The 19,786-nt window shown below is 33.2% G+C and carries 18 protein-coding genes; 9 read left to right on the top strand and 9 right to left on the bottom strand.

Annotation, left to right across the window (positions count from 1 at the left end):
* Positions 1-99: 99 nt before the first annotated feature.
* From D1818_RS18890 to D1818_RS18870, 5 genes are all read left to right on the top strand, one after another.
* Positions 100-702 (top strand): ribonuclease HII, encoded by a 603-nt coding sequence (locus tag D1818_RS18890; RefSeq protein WP_118460717.1) that lies wholly within the window; start codon positions 100-102, stop codon positions 700-702.
* Between the two features lie 142 nt (positions 703-844).
* The gene (locus tag D1818_RS18885; protein WP_147406152.1) at positions 845-3,313 is read left to right on the top strand and encodes a ribonuclease HII; all 2,469 of its coding nucleotides are present in this window, start codon (positions 845-847) and stop codon (positions 3,311-3,313) included.
* An 83-nt stretch (positions 3,314-3,396) separates the two neighbouring features.
* Positions 3,397-3,903 (top strand): hypothetical protein, encoded by a 507-nt coding sequence (locus D1818_RS18880; RefSeq protein WP_118460712.1) that lies wholly within the window; start codon positions 3,397-3,399, stop codon positions 3,901-3,903.
* 102 nt (positions 3,904-4,005) lie between these two features.
* Positions 4,006-4,491: a T9SS type A sorting domain-containing protein gene (locus D1818_RS18875; protein WP_118460710.1), complete on the top strand. Its 486-nt coding sequence runs from the start codon at positions 4,006-4,008 to the stop codon at positions 4,489-4,491.
* A 25-nt stretch (positions 4,492-4,516) separates the two neighbouring features.
* A complete protein-coding gene (locus tag D1818_RS18870; RefSeq protein ID WP_118460708.1) occupies positions 4,517-5,545 on the top strand; it encodes a hypothetical protein in 1,029 nt (342 codons plus the stop codon).
* A gap of 49 nt (positions 5,546-5,594) precedes the next feature.
* Here the strand turns inward: D1818_RS18870 and lipB are convergent, their stop codons facing one another.
* Complete coding sequence (lipB, locus tag D1818_RS18865; RefSeq protein ID WP_118460706.1) at positions 5,595-6,311, bottom strand: lipoyl(octanoyl) transferase LipB; 717 nt, start codon at positions 6,309-6,311, stop codon at positions 5,595-5,597.
* A 136-nt stretch (positions 6,312-6,447) separates the two neighbouring features.
* On the opposite strand from lipB, the gene D1818_RS18860 reads away from it, so the two are divergent.
* On the top strand, positions 6,448-7,290 hold the full coding sequence (locus D1818_RS18860; protein WP_118460704.1) for a hypothetical protein: 843 nt from the start codon (positions 6,448-6,450) through the stop codon (positions 7,288-7,290).
* 123 nt (positions 7,291-7,413) lie between these two features.
* Here the strand turns inward: D1818_RS18860 and D1818_RS18855 are convergent, their stop codons facing one another.
* Positions 7,414-8,193, bottom strand: coding sequence for a hypothetical protein (locus tag D1818_RS18855; RefSeq protein ID WP_118460702.1), 780 nt, complete (start codon positions 8,191-8,193; stop codon positions 7,414-7,416).
* Between the two features lie 40 nt (positions 8,194-8,233).
* Positions 8,234-8,392: a YqaE/Pmp3 family membrane protein gene (locus D1818_RS18850; RefSeq protein WP_081415682.1), complete on the bottom strand. Its 159-nt coding sequence runs from the start codon at positions 8,390-8,392 to the stop codon at positions 8,234-8,236.
* 117 nt (positions 8,393-8,509) lie between these two features.
* Between D1818_RS18850 and D1818_RS18845 the strand changes: the two genes are divergently transcribed.
* From D1818_RS18845 to D1818_RS18835, 3 genes are all read left to right on the top strand, one after another.
* Positions 8,510-9,574: a response regulator transcription factor gene (locus tag D1818_RS18845; RefSeq protein ID WP_118460700.1), complete on the top strand. Its 1,065-nt coding sequence runs from the start codon at positions 8,510-8,512 to the stop codon at positions 9,572-9,574.
* 149 nt (positions 9,575-9,723) lie between these two features.
* Entirely contained in the window at positions 9,724-10,215 is a 492-nt protein-coding gene (locus D1818_RS18840; protein WP_118460697.1) for a DUF1573 domain-containing protein, read from the top strand.
* Between the two features lie 126 nt (positions 10,216-10,341).
* Positions 10,342-11,226 (top strand): thioredoxin family protein, encoded by an 885-nt coding sequence (locus D1818_RS18835; protein WP_118460695.1) that lies wholly within the window; start codon positions 10,342-10,344, stop codon positions 11,224-11,226.
* A gap of 175 nt (positions 11,227-11,401) precedes the next feature.
* Here the strand turns inward: D1818_RS18835 and D1818_RS18830 are convergent, their stop codons facing one another.
* From D1818_RS18830 to D1818_RS18805, 6 genes are all read right to left on the bottom strand, one after another.
* Complete coding sequence (locus tag D1818_RS18830) at positions 11,402-11,599, bottom strand: hypothetical protein (RefSeq protein ID WP_118460693.1); 198 nt, start codon at positions 11,597-11,599, stop codon at positions 11,402-11,404.
* 131 nt (positions 11,600-11,730) lie between these two features.
* Positions 11,731-12,909 carry a PD40 domain-containing protein gene (locus tag D1818_RS18825; RefSeq protein ID WP_118460691.1) on the bottom strand — a complete coding sequence of 393 codons (1,179 nt, stop codon included), beginning with the start codon at positions 12,907-12,909 and terminating at the stop codon, positions 11,731-11,733.
* 1,134 nt (positions 12,910-14,043) lie between these two features.
* On the bottom strand, positions 14,044-14,622 hold the full coding sequence (locus D1818_RS18820; RefSeq protein WP_118460689.1) for a hypothetical protein: 579 nt from the start codon (positions 14,620-14,622) through the stop codon (positions 14,044-14,046).
* 70 nt (positions 14,623-14,692) lie between these two features.
* A complete protein-coding gene (locus D1818_RS18815; protein WP_118460686.1) occupies positions 14,693-15,286 on the bottom strand; it encodes a transposase in 594 nt (197 codons plus the stop codon).
* A gap of 196 nt (positions 15,287-15,482) precedes the next feature.
* Positions 15,483-16,001 carry a hypothetical protein gene (locus D1818_RS18810; protein WP_118460684.1) on the bottom strand — a complete coding sequence of 173 codons (519 nt, stop codon included), beginning with the start codon at positions 15,999-16,001 and terminating at the stop codon, positions 15,483-15,485.
* A complete protein-coding gene (locus tag D1818_RS18805) occupies positions 16,001-19,780 on the bottom strand; it encodes a DUF6443 domain-containing protein (RefSeq protein ID WP_118460682.1) in 3,780 nt (1,259 codons plus the stop codon). The genes D1818_RS18810 and D1818_RS18805 overlap by 1 nt, the downstream gene beginning before the upstream one ends.
* Between the last annotated feature and the right edge of the window lie 6 nt (positions 19,781-19,786).

Raw genomic sequence — 19,786 nt, 5'->3', positions numbered from 1 at the left:
TAACATCAATTGCACCCTAGATTTACAATTGATATACCTTTTTTTCTTGATTCTTAAAAATAGTTTTCTGATGTTCTGTTCATACATTATCTTCGTAGCATGCTCGAATTAAAATTAAAACCTGGTCTCATCGAATGTGGCACTGATGAGGCTGGTCGTGGTTGTCTTGCAGGTCCTGTAACCGCTGCAGCGATTATACTTCCCGACGACTTCGGCAATGATATCCTAAACGACTCTAAACAACTTAGCGAGGCGAAAAGAAAAACATTGCGTCCACTATTAGAAGACTGTTGTATTACCTATGGTGTTACACATATTTTTATGGAAGAGATTGACAAAATCAATATTTTAAATGCGTCTATACTAGGGATGCAACAATCAATAGCACAATTAAAACCTCAACCTGAACACATATCTGTAGACGGAAATAGGTTTAAACCATATCATAATATACCTTATACTTGCGTTATTAAAGGTGATGGTAAATACATGAATATTGCTGCAGCATCTGTTTTAGCAAAAACGTATCGTGATGAATATATGGAAAAGATTCACGAAGAATTTCCTATGTATAACTGGAAAAAAAATAAAGGATACCCTACTGCAGAGCATCGAGATGCTATACGGAAATACGGTATTACTAAATATCATCGGAAAAGTTTTAGATTATTGCCAGAACAGCTTTCGCTAGAGTTCAAATAATTATCTTTGGTGCCTTAGGCACATTTAGTACTAGTATGCGAAATGACCAGGCTTATTAAAACTGTTATGATTAATAAAGAAAGTTATTGAAATAATAATGGCATCTCTTAAAATAGTAAAGAATAAAAAGGAAAATAAACACATGAAAAAAATAGTTGTAATTCTAATTTCCACAATTGTTTTAGCTTGTAACACAACTACCGAAAAACCAAACACTCTTATTGATTATATTCCTAAGGATGCTCAGGTAATATTAAAAATCAATGATCTGGAACAAACCAGGAATATGTTGAGGGATAATGATTTCTTGAAAAAAAATAGTGGGATTGATTTTTTTACGTACTTCAAAAAGCTCCCAATATTAGATCAAGTTAAACAATCCAAAGGACTTCTTTGCTTTTCTCCCATTGGTAAAAATGATTTTGAGTATACTTATATTTCAAAATTTGATCCTTCCATTATCAATAAAGATTCTTTGAATCAAAAAACTATTGAAAACATAAGCTATTCTAACAAAACCATTCATAAAGTAGTTTCTGGTAATGATACTTTTTATGCTACAAAGCAAGATAGCTTATTGATTGCTTCTTCATCGCAGATATTGATAGAAAATGCAATCCGACAACAAGAAAACAAGATATCGGTAGGCGAAGATCTTATGAAAGCCTATGATGTCTCTGACACGAAAAACCCAATATCTGTTTTAGTACACGGAAAACAACTAAAAGAAATTCATAATTCCATTTTACCTAATACAAATTTATCTGAATTATCAAACTTTAGTGGATGGATTTCTATTGACACCAAGCTAGAACAAAATGCAATGTACATTGATGGTATTGCTATAGAAAAAGATTCATTATCTACAACCATAGGAATTTTTGATAATACCATTGCTCAAGAAAATAAAATTGCCAAAATAACTCCTGTAACGGCTGATGGATTTATTTCCTTTACCTATGATGATTTTTATACGTTGAAAAAGAATTTGGCTTTGGCTCAGGATCGAGAAATAGAAAACATCCCTGATGATCTTGATGAAATGCTATCTGGGGTTTCCGAAATCGGAATGATTTTTCTGGAAAACGAAAAGATGCTAACCCTAACTTCTTTAGTTCCTGAAAACACTGTGGAGCAATTGGCTGGATCGGCTTCGGGATCCTACAGGAATATTGACATTTTTAGTTATGAAGAGACTACTACTTTTTCGGGATTACTGAAACCTTTAATCCCTGAATTTGAAGCTAAATTTTATTTTGTTTACGAAGATCATATTGTACTATCTCCTACTAAAAATGGTTTACAAACCATTATAGCAAATATCCTTAACAAAACGGTATTACAGGAACAGGCGTACTACTCCAACACTATAGAAAAATTATCGGATGGATCATCAATACTTATGGTCGGTTCTATTAAGCATCTTAAGGATTATATTGCTAATAATACAGAAGAATCTAAACAAAAACAATGGAAAGAAGCTAAAACTGAAGGATATCAAATAGCAGCTTTGCAGGTAATAAAAGAAAGCAACTTTGCTCATATTCATGGAGTTTTCCAGAAGAATGTTAGCAAGGGTTCTGCCACCTCAGTTACCCAAACAGCATCTACCACTTTAGAAAACAAGCTATTAAACAGGCCTATCCTGGTACAAAATCACCGAACCAAAGGGATGGATATTGCCGTGCAGGATGTAGATAATAATCTCTATCTAATTTCTGATAAAGGAACTATTTTTTGGAAAAAACAAATTAATGGTGCGATTATGGGGGATATCCAGCAAATCGATATCTACAAAAACGGCAGATACCAGCTCTTATTTAATACAGAAAACACATTGTATTTAGTAGATAGGGATGGAAAAGACGTGACTTCTTATCCTAAAAAATTCGAAAAATCAATTACGCAGCCACTGTCATTATTTGATTATGATAAAAACAAACGTTATCGTGTTCTTATTACACAAGGCAATGAAACAATTATGTTAGATGCCGAAGGAAAAGTTGTTACCGGTTTTGGTTTTAAAGAAACAACAACTAATATTATTATGTCTCCTAAACACATTCGTATAGGGAGTAAGGATTACATTCTTATAGCAGAAGAAAATGGAAAACTGAACATCTTGGATCGTTTAGGAAGAACAAGAGTAGATGTAAAGCAGCAAATAGATTTTTCTACAAATCAATGGGAACAATATCAAAACAAGTTTACATCTCTTACTAAAGATGGGAAACTAATTCAGGTGCAATCAGACGGCACCGTATCTTTAGTTCATAAAGAACTGAATGAAAATAGTTCTTTGGTTGCTACCAATAAAACATTGGTTACTTTTTCTGAAAACAAGTTATCTATCAAGGAGAAAACTTTAGAGCTTGATTTTGGAGTCTACAGCAACCCTCAAATATTTTATATCAATAATAAAATCTATGTTGCCATCACGGATGTACAATCTAAAAAAGTATACCTGTATGATAGTAATGCCGAATTATTAGCAAATTTTCCGGTATATGGAAATTCTGTGATTAGTCTTGGTAACATGGATAAGGATCCTAATCTAGAGTTTACAGTTAAAGGAGAAGAGAATAGTATTCTTATTTATCAAATAAATTAAAGGGTTTATTAATTTAATATCAACTTGATGTTTACTTTTTAATTACGTGCCCCACTAATGTGAAACAACGTAATTAAAATGTCATGAAAACTTTAAAAATTTTATCTGTATTATGCATTACAGCTTTACTCATTGCTTGCGATAGTGATGATGACGCCATTCCAATTGGCACTATTGACTTAGACGCTACTTCTATTACTTTCACCATTGTAAAAGACGATAATTTTACGGGAACTGCTACTATCACCGGAACCATCACCAATAATGGCGATGCTAATTTTAATTCTAATTCTGGACAACAGGCTATACGTTTATATCAGAGAAATCTTGGAACTCCAGCACCAGGAGAATTAGTCGACACTGTTAGCTTTACAAACTTAGATGCAGGAGAAACCTTAATTGTAAATTGTTCCAGACCTTGGAATTCCTCATCACCAGCAGAAGGTGAGTTTCCTCCGGACTACAGAATTGTTATAGACTATGATCCGGATATTTTTATAGACGGTAATGATCAAAATAACGATTCAGATCTAACGAATAATGATTTAACAGTTAGCGGATCAGGGATCAACGATCTTTTTAGAAACTAAGAACTGCTTTGATTTACACCCTAAAATTTACTTGGGTATTCTATAAAATTAAAGTATAGCGAATCTCTTTTCATTAAAAACCATAAACCTAAAAATAGTATTATGAAAATCATATACACTTTTATGCTTCTATGTTTTGCTATTACCAGTCAATCACAATCCATAGACACCAGTGTAATCTCTAATTCTGGTAGCAGCAATAGCAATACATCTCACTCGATAACTTTCACTATTGGTGAAACAATTATTGGAACTATCACCAATTCGGAATCTATTGATCAAGGATTTTGGTCTGGTATTGCTTCTCTAAATGTACTCTCTACAGAAGAGTTCCAGTTTAGCAATAGCGCAATCTCAATATATCCTAATCCTGTGCTGGATTTCTTTACAATTAGAATTCCTGATATCAACAGCTACACAATTTCTTTATTCAACCTCAATGGTCAAGAAATCATACATCAAAAAGTAAATACTTCACTAGTTGACAATCGAATTGACATTAGTTCATTGTCAAAAGGAGTCTATTTACTACAGCTTTCGATTCCTACAACCAACGAGAACAAAACATTTAAAATCATCAAAAAATAACCTCATTTTATAAAAATTTAAAATCATGAAAAATATAATAACAAATTTTCTAATATTCAGCGCACTATTATTTAGCACATTCATATCGGCACAATCGGCGCAAAAAAACTTTATCAATTACCAAGGAGTAGCCAGAAGTGCTAGTGGTGATATTCTTGCCGACGAATCCATTAATATACAAATTGCCATAAAATTTGGAGCGCCAGACGTAGCAGCAAGTTATGTAGAAAACCACGCAATTACTACAAACACTAATGGCGTATTTGCCCTATTAATAGGAGATGGAGTTCCTGTAACAGGTGACTTTAACACACTTCAGTGGGGTGGTATTGCTTCTTACGTAACCGTATCACTAAATGGAGCGGAGATGGGAACTAATGAACTAATGGCAGTGCCGTATGCAATTACTTCTGGAGATACCAGATGGTTTTCTAATGGTGATGATATCGAGAATATGAATAGTGGTAATGTAGGTATTGACAGAACTCCTACTGCTAAGTTAGATGTAAATGGTGATTTAAAACTAGAAAACGGAACCTCAGTTAACGAAATTTCTACAGACGGAACCCTTGCGAGTAATAGCAATAATGCAGTTCCTACAGAACGAGCTGTAAAAACCTATGTAGATAATGCTACAGCAGTATCTACTCCCATTGTTTTTAAAGTGAGAGGAAATGGTTTTGCGGTAAAAGACCTAGATGCTAATACAACTATAGAAACAGATATCTGGGATATCCGAACGTATGATACCAGAAATGCTTTTAATACTACTACAAAAAGATTTGTTGCACCAGAAAGCGGATATTACTATTTACACGCGGTGGTAAGACAGTCTAATGCTGTAACTACTTCTTTCTTTAGAATTAGTTTTAACGTAGATACAGGTGTAGATTTTACTCAAATTGTAGATGGAGATGATGTTAAAACAGATGTTAGCGGTATTTACTTCCTCAATGTTGGACAAGAAGTTTTTGTAAGCTTAAGAAATTTTGGGGCTGGCGATGTTCGTATAGATGGGACTGGTAGTTGGTTCGAAGGATATAAAATAAATTAACCCTTACCTATTAGATTTGTTTAGTTTTTAGTCAAAAAAACCGAAGTATTTATGCTTCGGTTTTTTGTTGTATCATTTCTGCTTCGAACAGTTTTGTAAAATGTTTCAGTAATTTTTCTTTCACTTCTGAGACATCTACTTTTTCTACTCCTAACTCAACATTTAGTGAGGTAACTGCTTTATCATTGATTCCACAAGGAATAATATTATCAAAATACCCTAGATCCGCATTCACATTAAATGCAAAACCGTGCATGGTAACCCACCTACTAGCTCTTACGCCCATAGCACATATTTTACGTGCAAATGGAGTACCTACATCTAGCCAAACCCCTGTCTCTCCATCACTTCTCACTCCTTTTATTCCATATTCTGCTAAAGTGAGCACTACCATTTCTTCCAGAAAACGAAGGTATTTATGAATATCTGTAAAGAAATTATCCAGATCCAGAATGGGATATCCTACAATTTGTCCTGGTCCATGATATGTAATATCACCTCCTCGATTAATTTTATAAAAAGTAGCTCCTTTTTGTTTCAGCTGTTCTTCATTCAATAATAGATTACTAATATCACCACTTTTTCCTAATGTATATACGTGTGGATGCTCTACGAAAAGAAAATAGTTATTTGTATCCAGATTAGCATCTTCTCTTCTGTTCTTGATTTTTGTATCCAGAATTCCTTTAAACAATACCTCTTGATACTCCCAAGTTTCTTTAAAATCTTTTAAACCCAGTTCTTGTATTTCTATCTTCTTATTCATCATTACAAAGATACGAGATTAAAAATAGTAAGCTATGATTGTATTACACGTTATCGATTCTCGAAAAGAATTAAAAATCAACGTATTTTTTTAATACTATATTTGCAGCTTCACAAAAAAATCAAAAGCCTTCAAAATGAAAAAAGTACAGTTAATTTTAGTCTGCTTATTTATTACCGCCTTTGTTTCTGCACAAAAAGTGAAAGTTAAAAAAGGAGAGATTTTCATTGACAAAGTAAAAGTCGCGCACATAGAAAAAGTAAAAGGAGATGGTGCTAAATATTATCAAATAAGCGATCTTGAAAAAAAGCCGATTTTTAAAGCACAAGATATGTTACAATCATCTTTACTTTTCGGTTCTGACAAAACATTCCCTTTTCGTGCTTATTATGGAGATCAAATAACTGATACTATTGTTATCAATAAAAAAAATTATTGGTTGTCGGAAAAACGTGTTATACAATATGCTTTAGAAGTTGGAATATTCTCTGTGAACGGTTTTGATGCTTCAAAAACGAAAGAAATAGCTTCTCAAACACCAAAAAGACCTAATTGGATCTTAGAAAGACTAGACGAAGAAAAGGAACTATTAACTGGAAAAGGACATAAAGTAGAAAGAGATTTTGATGATACTAATATTTTTGTAAAGTCTTATGCTGCTAAGAATGCTATCAGCCAACTTAATAAAAGTATGGTCAATCAAATGAAATTTGATATTTATCAAGGTGATCCAGCGGCTGATTCTATTTTAATTGGCCATGGTATTTATGAATCTGGGACTGTAAATGGAGAATATCTATTTATTTTTAACACAAAGAAAGTTCCTGTAGGTTCATACAATAAGGCTACTTTTAAAATATATGATCTTAAGGAAGAACAAGGGTTATTAGATCATGGTTTAGGGTCATTGAGTAGTGACAAACGAAATAATACAGTTCGCGAAATGGCTATAAAACTTATCCAAAAGGAAGTTTTATAATATTCAAAATGAACATTAATAGAGGTTGTCTAAAAAGTCTTCAGAACCAAAAATTGTCATTCTAAGCTTCCTACAGAGGAAGCCTAGTTTGATATCGCAGGCTCACTTTTCAGACAATTTCTATTATTTTTCTAACTCCACCTCTACATCTAATACGGTAGGATCCTCCATATACTCTAAGAAACCTACTTCTAGTGTAAAGCTTTTTCCATCTTGGCTAAACATCGCTTTTTCGGATGATATTTTTTTTATCTTCTTCGGAAAGTGATAATTGATTTTATATTTAGAACTAGCCAAAAACATCTTCATTTGTGCAAGACTATCCAAGCTCATTTTTAGTTTCTCTTTATCTAAGATCTCTGTAACCCTTTTAAACTTATTCTTCTTAAAAGTATAGGAAACCTTGGTTGGGTCTTCTCCTTCAGTATTTGATAATGGATCACCGGCTTTACCTACAGAACTCCCAGCGTTTTTACCTCCTAGTGCAGAAGCTGTTTTAAAATCATTAAATACATTCCCTAAATCCGATACATCCTTAAATTCAGAATACAAGTCGAACTTCATTTCATATGATTTAGGATCCATAAACATATGCATCTTAAAACTCTCTAATTTCTTTAACCTATCCTGTTCTGCTTGGGATAATTGTGCTATACTGTCTTTTTTCTCTTCTAGAAAATCTTTAAAAACCATTAGAGTATCTATGATTTTTTCTTCTTTCTTCTCTTCTCCTAAACCTTCACCTAGCTTATCTCCTGCCATTTTAAGTAGTTCTGAACCATCAAAATTAAAAGATATTTTTCCGCTTCCATCGTCACTAATATGTAAGTCTTCAGAAAACTGGCATCCTACTAATAGAATTGCTACTAAAAATGTTTGTACTAACAGGGAAACTTTTTTCATATATTCAGTTTTTTCAATGTAAAGAAATTGATTTTAAAAATTATTTATTGGGATTATTAATGATCACTAGTGCTGCAATCACACCAGGAACCCATCCACATAAGGTTAACAAAAGTACGATTATGATTGATCCACATCCTTTGTCTAAAACTGCTAGTGGTGGAAAAAAAATCGACAATAAAACTCTCCAAATACTCATAAACAAAAATAAATTAAATAATATAATTATAGGTAGTGTTATATCTTATTATGTTACACCCTATCTTAAAATTATTTTTATCTTGGGATAGTTTCTAAAAAAGCTAGACATTACTATATGAAATGGATAAAAACTATTCTATGTATCTCTTTCTTGATTTGTTCTCCTGCATTGTGGAGTCAATATAAATTTTCTGGTTTTATAGACAATAATACTAAAGACAATACTATTTATTTATCACTGATAGAAGATTATAGAAAAATGTCTGGTATCTATCCAGAACAAATTATCCAAAAAGTAGTTCCGGATTCTACAGGCTATTTTGTATTTACTGAAAATAATCTTCCGTCTCAGAATAGAATATATCGCATTCATACCGAAAATTGTTCTGAAGAAGACAAAGAAGCTATTCATTTTAATGGAATATGTCTTAATAGTAAAGAAATTCTTTTTATCGCCAAAAATCAAGATACGATCTCACTACCTTTTACTGTAGAGGAAGAAGTGTTTTGTGAAGTAGTTTCTACAAACGAACGCAGTAATACCTTTCTTAAGGTCGATTCTATAATAGAAAACATGCGGTATGCTTTTAGTTCTTATAGAAGTGAGGCGAACAGAAAAGTAAACTCAAAAAAATGGTTTCGCACATTACAAGAATATGGTAAAAACCAAAATGAACCCTTAACAGAATTATATATTTATTCATTTCTATCTAACAAATCCAACAATCTATATACCTATTACCTACAGGATCTAAAACAGAACACGTATTACGATGCTTTATTAGATCGATTAAAAAACAAGTATCCAGACAGTCCTTATGTTCAGCAATACAAAACGGAATTGGCCGCTGATAAATTTTCTGTAGAAATCACCTCCAAAGAAAGCTCCTCATATTGGTTATGGATCATAATTGCATTATTAATACTATCTGGATTATTAAATGTTTTTCTGTTTCAAAAATTAAGAAAACACAGAGATTCTCATCAGCTAACCGAAAAAAAACTTACCCAACAGGAAAGAAAAATACTGGATTTAATTCTACAGGATAAGACCAATAAAGAAATCGCTTCATTACTGTTCTTAAGTGTTAGTACTATAAAAACACATATTAATAACTTATATAAGAAAATAGATGTAGAAAGCCGCGACGAGGCAAAAACACTATATAAGAATAAATGATTTCTATTATTTTTTTCTAACCAAATATAAATTTCCATCGGGGGTCTAGTCCCTTTTTCCACCTCACTTTCATTGCTTTTTTATTCACATGTCTAGAGTTTTGGTTCAGAATCAAAATTCAAAAATTATTAACTAAAAAATTAAAAGACATGAAAAAAGTAAACACATTTTTAATACTACTTATGATTGCCTCAGGCTTTATGGTTTCTTGTACACATCAAACAAAAGAAAATAATGACGCCACAACAATCGCTATGAAAGGTGATCCTGCTTCAGAAACAAAAACAGCGGTTCCTATAATGACTTTTGCAGAAACTAAATTTGATTTTGGTACCGTTACCGAAGGAGACATTCTAAAACATACATTTTCATTTACCAATACAGGTAATGCTCCTTTAGTAATTGTGAACGCCAAAGGAAGTTGTGGCTGTACAGTTTCTGATTGGCCTAAGCAACCTATCGCTCCTGGCGAAACTAAAGAAATGCGAGTTGCTTTTAATACCAATGGAAAACCCAACGCACAAAACAAGCAAGTGACCATCACCACCAATACAACCGCCGGAAAGCATATCCTAAAAATCAAAGCTATGGTAACTCCTAAAGCTAAAAGCCTCGTAAGCGGAGCTCCAATAAGCAAATAAAACAAAAACAAATTTTTGTTACTCATTCGGCCTGAGTTTTAGGATTGTTTTCCAAAGCACCTATAAACTTGGGTTGATGCTACCTCTCTTCAAACAAAATATTATATCCATTCTAATTCTATTTTAATGAAAACAACGATACATTTATTGATCCTTTTTCTAATTACTAACCATACATTTTCGCAGACATTTAATCAAGAAATCGTTAATGCTAAAGGCACTGCCAACCTTACCGGAAAAATTAATTTCGAAAAACTAAACACAGCCCCTTATAACGAATGGTTTTCTAAAAATTATGAATCCTACGTGCCCAAAAAAACTATTATCAATGATATCAAAACCAACATACAAGCATATACAATCAAAATTTTTATGGGTACTTGGTGTGGAGATAGCAAAAGAGAGGTTCCAAAATTTTATAAAACACTAAACGAAGCCAATTTCCCATTAAACAGAGTCACTACTATTGCAGTAGCATCTGATCGAGAACATTACAAACAAAGTGTCGGAGGCGAACAAGAAGGATTAAACATTCATAGGGTACCTACTTTTATTTTCTATAAAGATGGCAAAGAAGTACATCGTATTGTAGAATCTCCAAAAACTACCATCGAAAAAGATATTAAAGATATCCTATCCGGAAATTATACTCCAAACTATGTATCTGTAACCAAAATACATACTATTATTGAAACACAAGGAACAGATTATTTATCCAAGAATTCTGAAAACCTGTTAAATGAATTCAGTCTTATTTCTGAAAGTTTATATGAATTAAATACCTATGCGAATGTTTTGTTCTTTGCGGGTAAAGAAAAAGATGCTATAGAAATATTGAAGTTTAATACACTATTATTTCCTAAAGAAGCCGATGCTTATGTAAGCTTAGCCAATAAATTGGTAATTACTGAAAATATAACTGATGCAATTATCAATTATGAGCGTTCATTAAAATTTCAAAAAAACGAAAAAATAAATATCAAAATTCAAGAGTTAAAGAACTCTCTTTAAATAATTAAGCGTACACAAAAAGTAGAGAAAGTCTCTAAAAAGTTTTAAAAACTTAGAATTGTCATACTGAGCCCACCGAAGATATATTGAAATGAAAACATCCATAACTTCGACACTTGTCCGCATCTGGAGGAAGCTCAGTACGACAATAACTAGATTTTTTAGATACTATTTACTAAAAACCACAAGCCGGATGTTCTGGTAATACACATAAGCCATTACAACATATATGACCAGGAACTCCACAGAAAAAAGAATTAGGTGTTGGGCATTCTCCATATCCATCTCCGTAAAAAGATCCACCGTTAATGCCTTTTTGTACTGACTTGTTTAGCACCTGAATACCGCTAATTTTTGAAATGTTTTTGAACATAATATATTTTTTAAGGTTAATGAAACCAAGATATTATGTTTATCGAATTACTATATGTTAATTAATATTATTTAACAGAAAAATACCCTGTTAAAATTTAGCAAACATCTTATTTACTTACCCATTACCTTTTAAAAAGTAGTGATTGCTTCTGCCGCCGGTTTTATTTCTAAATGTCTTTTGATTTTTCGTTTGATTTCTGGCATCGAATTGCGATACTCTCTTAATGGAACCAGCTGCTTAAATCCGTATATATCATCACCTCCTTTTCCTCCATCACGGTTACTAGCAAAGTATCCCATGTTATTTTCTTCGCTGATGATAAAAGTAAAATCATCTTTAGGACTATTAATGGGAGCTCCCATATTATAAACTGCCCAGTCTCTTTGTCCCTCGGGCAAAACCATAAAAATATCCAAGCCGCCAAAACCTAGGTGTCCATCACTGGTAAAAAATAAGGTTCCTTTATCACTTACAAAAGGAAATGTTTCTCTACCTGGAGAGTTAATCAAACTTCCTAAATTTTCTGGAGTACCATAACTTCCATCATCATGAATCGCTACGACATAAATATCAGACTGACCGTAACTGCCTGGCATATCACTGGCAAAGTACAAGAATTTTCCATCAGGTGACAAAGCAGGATGCGCTGTAGAATATTCATCACTATTAAACGGTAACTCTTTTACATTTCTCCATTTACCATTATCATAGTCTGCCTTGTATATTTTTAATAATACGCAGCCTTTTGTATTTCTTTTAAACTTTCTTTTAGAATAGTTATTTCTGGTAAAGTACACCGTTTTTCCATCCGGACTAAAAGCAGCAGAAGATTCGTGAAACTTAGTATTAACAGCGCCTTTTAATCTTGATATTCCCTTATTAGCGATATTTTTGCTGGTTGTGTACAAATCCAGAAAAGGTTCATTGGTATGCTCCTGCAGTATCACGGACATAGATTTTCTATTTCTAGAAGAAGCAAATACAAGTTCCCCTTTATAAAAACTAGGCGCATAATCAGAATTTTTAGAGTTTATCCGCAAGGATTCTACTATAAAATTTGCCGTGCCATCATGAGTAGATATCGATCGACCGGACAGAAAATCATAAACTTTCGGTTCTTTTCGCTCCTTAGGAATGGTTGATACATTAGCTGCATCTGTAGCTATATTTTGATATACGTTGGCCGTTTCTACAAAAGCATACTCATATGGAGTTTCATTAGCAATTGCCAATGGCTTTTGTTGAGAAAATGTTGAATTCAGAAAAAAGAAAAAAACCAGCCCCAAAAGGTTTTTTTGCAATGTCATTAATTACTTTTTTGTTGATCTTGTACAACGTACATCTAACTTTTACCAAATAATTACGTATTACAAAGCACCCTTGTTTACCGTGTTATTATAAACAAATGCATTTATATTTTGTAAAAGTTACGATGATGCTATCCCCATAGCACTAATTGTACTCAATTTGTGTTACATTAGACAATGTACTGATCCTTAATAAAATAAACTGTTAAAAAAATAAAAAATATAGATTTTAACAACTATAGAAAATCTATTTTCTGCTCTTATTCGCTCTATGACCGCGCTTGGCGTCTAAGAGAAGTTTTATATACTTGTAGAACAATGAAATCACGCTGTGCTTGTTAAAAAATTAACAATTCTTAATTATTTAGGGGTACTTACGAAGTACCCTCTCCATAGCTACGGACTACCTAGAGGGTATTTCAAACACAGGATACACCGAGCTCTGAGGGAAGTAGCACTTAGTTCCAACACAAGTGGCACTTCTGTTTATACCTAGTAATGCTTCTGTTTGAAATACCCCTATACTTTCTTGGGAGTACCCAAAGCCGAGCTTTCACACAAGAGTACCCACTATCATAAGTCCTCTAAGTAATTGTTTTATGTTTGGATACCCACTTATATAAGTACACCCTCCCAACTTATCATAGTAGGTTTTGAGGATTTTCAAGGGATTTTAGTTATGGAAATGTTAAAATTCAATCATTAGTTACACTGGATTGTAAAGCTATTTTAGGATTAATGTAAAATATTTAAACTTTTTTAGGACGAGACAGTAAACGAGGGTTGAGGCTCTCGAAGCCCGGTAAACTCAAGGTTAGAGAGCCTCACCTTTCGGAAACGTATAATAGCTATACCGTAATACCAAGCGAGGACTGAGGTGTAACACTGAGCTTCCGCCGCAGGTGGATAAGTGTCGAAGTGCTCTCGAAGTCCGATATTCTTAGCTGATCCAGATAGCGCAGATTTGCAATCTGTGCGGTAAATCATTATTAAGAACATTAAACATTATCGTAAAAAAACAGCCATATCATTTTAAAGACATGACTGTTTTTATACTATTTCTTATTCTTATCGCTTACTCATACGCGTCACGGAAAACATTTCCGCGCCATCGCATCCAAGCGATCTGGGTTTCTACCAATGTATTAGTTTGCCTTGATCATCTTGTATAAAAAAAGTATTCATAATATTGGAAGCTACTTTACCCTTTTCTGATGTTGTTATTATTAAAGTTTCTCCATGATGATTTCTTGCTTTTTTACTTATAGCAACTAACTGATCCAATTTCTCTTCATTTAGTTTTTTAAAAATATACAAGTTAATATCATTAGGATTATTCGCTGTATAATCATCTAGATTTGTTTGTTGGAATGTAGATTTTCCTTCTTTTTTAGAAAAAACGAAAACATCACTATCATCTACTAGAATAACTCCAGTGTAAGATTTATTAATGCGATTCGTTTCAATTAATTTAAATTCTGATTTTTCTAAATTAACCTTCGAAAAGAACTCTTTTCTAAGTTCTATAATATCTGAAAGAGCTTTTTGTCGTGCTTCAATATTATCTCTATTAACCTTATTTATCTCATTATCCTCATTAATAATATGTGTCAGTTCCCTATTTAGAGATTCTAAAATTATGACATCCTGACTTTTACATGATAGAAAAGTGAACAATAAAATCGTTGTAATATGAATATATCTTTTAATCATTATTTAAAGCTTTACTTGCTAGCGCGAGCGTCTCGCTCGTGATGTTATCCATTAGTTAGTTAGTCCTCTGCTAGCGCGAGCGTCTCGCTCGTGCCGAATCTACTAACCCATACAAAAAACCATTAGTATCAATTTCTAAGACTGTATGATCATCCTGATAATTTCTGGCACTGCTATACTTCCAATCTACAGGATCGGTTACAAAACCAGATTGGACCGGATTGTTATGAATATAGTCTATCTTTTGTTGGATCACTTTATCTGTCCAAAGTTCTATAGGTTTGTTATGTTGTTGCCAAAACTGGTATTTTACCACATTACTATTTTCTTTCCCTGCTTTTCCCATCATTGATACTAACCATTCTTTTCTACTTTCCTGCGGATTTTCCTGTATTGTCTGTATCATTTTTCGAGCAGTGAATCCTTTAATATCTCTTATGAGATCGGATGGGTTTTCATTAGCTGCTCTAAATAGTAAATGAATATGACTTGGCATAACGCAATAAGCATAGATTTCCATCCCTTTTTCTTTTCTACAATAATCGAGACTTTCTGCAAGTACAGAAAAGTAAACCTGACGTGAAAAGACGTCCATCCAATACACGGTAGCAAAGCTTATAAAATAAGCTGCCGATGGATTATGAAATTTATACTTTCTGCTCATCCTACCAAAATACAAAAAAGACTGTCGTTATAAACAGTCTTTTTAGCTATAATTATTGTTTGTCTTTACCCGCTAACCTGTATTAGTACGAGCATGAGAACACAACTTTTACTATTGTGCCTTTTCTTTATTTTTTTTCTCATACCGCTCACTCTTTATCGGCACGAGCGTGACGCTCGCGCTAGCGGGGGGAGATTCATTTATCATTGGTTAAATAACCGGGAGGTAAGGGAACATCTCCCGCAGGTGTAGGTGTTAAGCTAAATATATCTATTTTAACTATGCCTTTATCACGAATAAATTCAAAAACATTTTTTGTTAATACCTGATTATAACCCTCATCAATATACCCCAAATCTAAGGAAGATTGATATGAATATTTACTACCTAAAATCGTAATACTTAGGGTATCCATATTTAAGGGATTGAAAACAATTTTTTCCTCACTATTATCTAAAAACTGATTAATTGTTTGAAGTTTTATCTTCTCAATTTCCTTTAATAATTCTTGTCCTATATTACTACCTTCAGAAGGTAGCAAAAATTTTGAATGAGCATCTGAAAAAGAGGAGTTTTTCTTTCTTATCAACTCATTTGTTTTGTAATTTTCGTAACCTGAATAGAATAGAACAGTTATAATTATAATAATCAGTAAAATTAAAATAATTTTTAAATTCTTTTTTACTTTGCTCAAAATATGTTTACTGTTTTTCATTATTTAATATCTAAATTTATTTTTTTTCGAAGTTCCTCAAAAAAATGTTCTTCATTTCTATAAGTATTTCTTCTATCTCTATAAGTATTTCGAATTCTCAAGTATCTTTTACCTTGTTCTGAATTTTCGTCGTAAGGATTATCTCTACCAAAACTATTGTATAAGTTATCAACTTCATCCTTTAAATTAGCAAGCCCAAATAATTTTGCAAGTTCTGGATTTTCTTGAATTAAATTATTCAAATAATCTTCTCCAGATTTATTTAAAAGATTTTCAAAAATCTTGTGAGTTTCTGCATCGGGAAGATAAAGTCTCATGATGGTTGTTGTACCTCCCGTCAACTCGACAACAAATCCTCCATCAAATCCAGATGCATAAGAAGTATATCTGCTTCCATCCTTCCCAGTTAGTACATCAACTGAATTAATCTCGTGATAACTATTATTACTTTTTTTATGAAAGGAGCCTATTATATCGAAATTTCTTCCGTTCAGAGCGACCTTCCCATCAAAATTGACTTCATTTGTTCCTAACAAAGCATTTAAATAACCTTCTTCAAATATGTATTTTTTTTCTCCTTTAGGTATTGAAGAAATTACTGGGCGATCTAAACTTGTTTTACCAAAAACTTTTTGATGAGCAGCATTAATTTTATTTATTGCATAGGTTACAGCAAAATTTTGTATAGCATTTTGTACAACTTTCAATAAAACGGGATCAGGAGCTTTTCCATCAAAATCAACGAAATTAAGAGGATTATTCAAGGCATAATTATATGGTGATAAAGAAGGGAATTGATCTGCCAATGGATCAATATTCATCCATCTACCAATTTCAGGATTATAATTACGTGCGGTAATATCTATCCATCCCAAACCAAGTTCATCCTGTTCTTCTTTACCAGTAAAACCATAGTTATGTTCTGATACAATGAGGTCATTGTACCCTTTATGTTGTAGTCCAAAGGGATAATAATTCTTTTCTTGTAAGATTTCGTGAGCATAATCATTATCACCGTCTGCATCTGCATTATTTCTCAGCACATCAATTTTCCCATCTTTATCCTTATCAGAAAATGAGAGTCTTATATTTCCCAGATGGTCTTTATATTGGTATACGTAATCAAACTCACCTTCTCCATTAGGTTCTATATACCCTTCTGCATGGTTAAAGAACTTAAGTTGTCCGTTTTCATACACGTGGTTACCAGCGTATTCTGTTGCTAAAGAACTTCCTCCAGAGACAACTTTCTTTTGTTTTACTCCGGTGGCATCGTAAATATAAGTAATATTTCCTGTTCCTTCACTATTAGAAATGGCAACAGTATTAGGTAAGTTTAAATGATTATAACTAATACTGGATATTCCTTTATTATGATCCACAGTCATATTACCGTTAACATCATATTGATACTCATCTCCTGCAACTGTGGCATTCTTGGTAAACCCAAAAGGCATAGTTACCTCGTCGGTAACTTTTAATAACCTGTTCCCTGCATCATATTCGTAGGCAAGATGATCCATCATGCCAAAATCACCAGATCTACTTCGATCTGGGTTTGTTACAATGGCACCGGTTCTTTGTAAGGTTTCGATATTTCCGTTTTTGTCATAGGATACATTACTTAAGTTATACCTACCATCACTACTCGTTCCGGCAAGAATTCTATTCAATGCATCATACTGGTATCCATAAGCCCTTTTGGTATTATCATTAGCAGTTTTCCAACTGGTTTCACTAATATTACCATTATACAATGCAATTGCTCCTAAGTTTTCTGTAGTGGTGTTGTAATTAATCGTAAAACCAAATAAATCTCCATTATCTGTGGTGCCCTCATTAATTTCTTTTAACCAACCTCTAACATTATAGGTATAATCTACATCTTGTAATCCACCGCCTATTTCTTTAGACTCCAATTGTCCTAATGCATCATAGGTATTTGATATGATTCGCTCTTCTGCTTGATTATTAATCGTTTGCTTTTGATCTAACAATCTCCCCATATGATCATAGATAAAGGTATCAATGGTTACTATCGCAGCATTGTTGTCTTTGGTGTGGGTAGTTCGGGTTTTTAAAACCTTGCCCACAAAATCCAATTTATTTAAAATCCAATCTTCAGTACCGAGATAATCATTTTTTATATGGGTTTCCCAAGCTCTTCCTTTATTATCATAATAGGTAGCGGTAGTAATCCATTGATCAGTTCCTAACACTCTAACTTGGGATACCGTTGGTAAGCCTTTTACTTCTGCAGTTGCTGTCATACCTTCCCAGGTTCCGGAGCCATTAGCTGGATTAAAAGTTACTAGATTTCCAACTTCATAATTATCGTAGTAGTTGACGGTTAAGATCTTATCAATATACCCAGGAATAGTATTATTCGTATAATATACCGATGTTGCTGCTATTGTGCTGCTATTACTTTGCTTAGTTTCATACTGGGTATAACTTGTATTGTTATCTGCCGAATCTTGTATTGTTAAACGATTTTGATCATTTTTTATAATTCCAGTATACGCAACTCTGCCCAAAGCATCATATTTCGTAAACAACCATTCTTTTGGGGATTTTGCTCTTTGGTTGGCATCCTGAGTTAGCACCGGCTGATCGAGTTTATTATATACAATATACTCCCATCCTTTTCCTGGTATTTTCTTTTCGATCAATCGGTTTCTATAATCATAGATATATTGATAACAGAGCTCATTGAGCTCACTTGAAGAAATTCCATCACTTACTATAACTTTTGGAGGAATGACATAGGTAAGATTCCCAAAATCATCGTATACATAATAGGTATCGTGTGCTCCCCCTCCGCCTGCGGCACCTCCCCCAGAGGGAGAGGAGTTAAAAGTACGCTTTAGAATGACTCTACCAGATTTATCAGTGAATTCCTGTGTAGTGTGATTATCACCATCACCCGTGACCCAATTCTCATCTTTGGTAATGTTTACAAAGAGTTCATTATCTGGATAATCTCCCACTTTTACCAAGCTAGGCGCTTCGGTATTGCCGTCTATAAAGTTTACTCTAAAATAGACCACATCATCCGCGGCATTATTGGCCCTTCTATCTAATTTTATGGTATGATCATCTCCTGTAGTTTTTGCAATCCAGTCTAATCCTGGTGCAGCCTGTTTTAAAGGTCTACTTAATGGAGATTTCTCAAAAATAGTCTCTGAATAGGCATTGACATCAGCTTCTGCCATTCCGATAAAATCATTAGGATATTTTGTTTTATAATAACTATTAATATCTGTAATAACATCAACGGGGTCATAACTTCCTATAACTTCATTTTGTCTCTCGAAAGGTAAATACTGTTTTGCTTGTCTTCCATAAGTATCATATTCCATATGAGTTACAATATCCTTTTTATCAGGAGAGGCTTTGATCCCTATTTGTTGCGTAGCACGACCTAATCCATCAAAGTAGGTAATGCTTTCGATCACATCACTATTATTGCTAACTTCAGAAAAACTGGTCTTCTCCTTTTGATACACTCGTGTAAATACATAATTCTCGTCAGTGCTTAATAATGGATTTACATAAGGATCTCCAGAAATCGTTGCAGAAAATACAGTACCCGGTTGTATCCAAGTGGTTGGTTTAATGATAATTTTTTGACCTGCGCTTATATTAAGTAATGCCGGATCGCTAGATGCATTAATGGTTTCGTTTTCTATAATTACTGTATCTGCTGTTTGGGCAGTTACCACTACGCTTACTAAAACTAGCAAGACTGTAGCAATTTGTGTTACAATATTTTTCATCTGTTA

Origin of the sequence: Aquimarina sp. BL5 (assembly GCF_003443675.1) — a bacterium.
Lineage (GTDB): Bacteria > Bacteroidota > Bacteroidia > Flavobacteriales > Flavobacteriaceae > Aquimarina.
This window is presented reverse-complemented; position numbering and strand designations above follow the sequence as displayed.

What these genes read in the sequence shown, in the direction of transcription:
- D1818_RS18830 (WP_118460693.1), bottom strand. Translation starts at nt 11,599, where the DNA reads ATGTTCAAAAACATTTCAAAAATTAGCGGTATTCAGGTGCTAAACAAG.
- D1818_RS18825 (WP_118460691.1), bottom strand. Translation starts at nt 12,909, where the DNA reads ATGACATTGCAAAAAAACCTTTTGGGGCTGGTTTTTTTCTTTTTTCTG.
- D1818_RS18860 (WP_118460704.1), top strand. Translation starts at nt 6,448, where the DNA reads ATGAAAAAAGTACAGTTAATTTTAGTCTGCTTATTTATTACCGCCTTT.
- D1818_RS18855 (WP_118460702.1), bottom strand. Translation starts at nt 8,193, where the DNA reads ATGAAAAAAGTTTCCCTGTTAGTACAAACATTTTTAGTAGCAATTCTA.
- D1818_RS18805 (WP_118460682.1), bottom strand. Translation starts at nt 19,780, where the DNA reads ATGAAAAATATTGTAACACAAATTGCTACAGTCTTGCTAGTTTTAGTA.
- D1818_RS18880 (WP_118460712.1), top strand. Translation starts at nt 3,397, where the DNA reads ATGAAAACTTTAAAAATTTTATCTGTATTATGCATTACAGCTTTACTC.
- D1818_RS18845 (WP_118460700.1), top strand. Translation starts at nt 8,510, where the DNA reads ATGAAATGGATAAAAACTATTCTATGTATCTCTTTCTTGATTTGTTCT.
- D1818_RS18840 (WP_118460697.1), top strand. Translation starts at nt 9,724, where the DNA reads ATGAAAAAAGTAAACACATTTTTAATACTACTTATGATTGCCTCAGGC.
- lipB (WP_118460706.1), bottom strand. Translation starts at nt 6,311, where the DNA reads ATGAATAAGAAGATAGAAATACAAGAACTGGGTTTAAAAGATTTTAAA.
- D1818_RS18810 (WP_118460684.1), bottom strand. Translation starts at nt 16,001, where the DNA reads ATGAAAAACAGTAAACATATTTTGAGCAAAGTAAAAAAGAATTTAAAA.
- D1818_RS18890 (WP_118460717.1), top strand. Translation starts at nt 100, where the DNA reads ATGCTCGAATTAAAATTAAAACCTGGTCTCATCGAATGTGGCACTGAT.
- D1818_RS18870 (WP_118460708.1), top strand. Translation starts at nt 4,517, where the DNA reads ATGAAAAATATAATAACAAATTTTCTAATATTCAGCGCACTATTATTT.
- D1818_RS18815 (WP_118460686.1), bottom strand. Translation starts at nt 15,286, where the DNA reads ATGAGCAGAAAGTATAAATTTCATAATCCATCGGCAGCTTATTTTATA.
- D1818_RS18835 (WP_118460695.1), top strand. Translation starts at nt 10,342, where the DNA reads ATGAAAACAACGATACATTTATTGATCCTTTTTCTAATTACTAACCAT.
- D1818_RS18820 (WP_118460689.1), bottom strand. Translation starts at nt 14,622, where the DNA reads ATGATTAAAAGATATATTCATATTACAACGATTTTATTGTTCACTTTT.
- D1818_RS18850 (WP_081415682.1), bottom strand. Translation starts at nt 8,392, where the DNA reads ATGAGTATTTGGAGAGTTTTATTGTCGATTTTTTTTCCACCACTAGCA.
- D1818_RS18885 (WP_147406152.1), top strand. Translation starts at nt 845, where the DNA reads ATGAAAAAAATAGTTGTAATTCTAATTTCCACAATTGTTTTAGCTTGT.
- D1818_RS18875 (WP_118460710.1), top strand. Translation starts at nt 4,006, where the DNA reads ATGAAAATCATATACACTTTTATGCTTCTATGTTTTGCTATTACCAGT.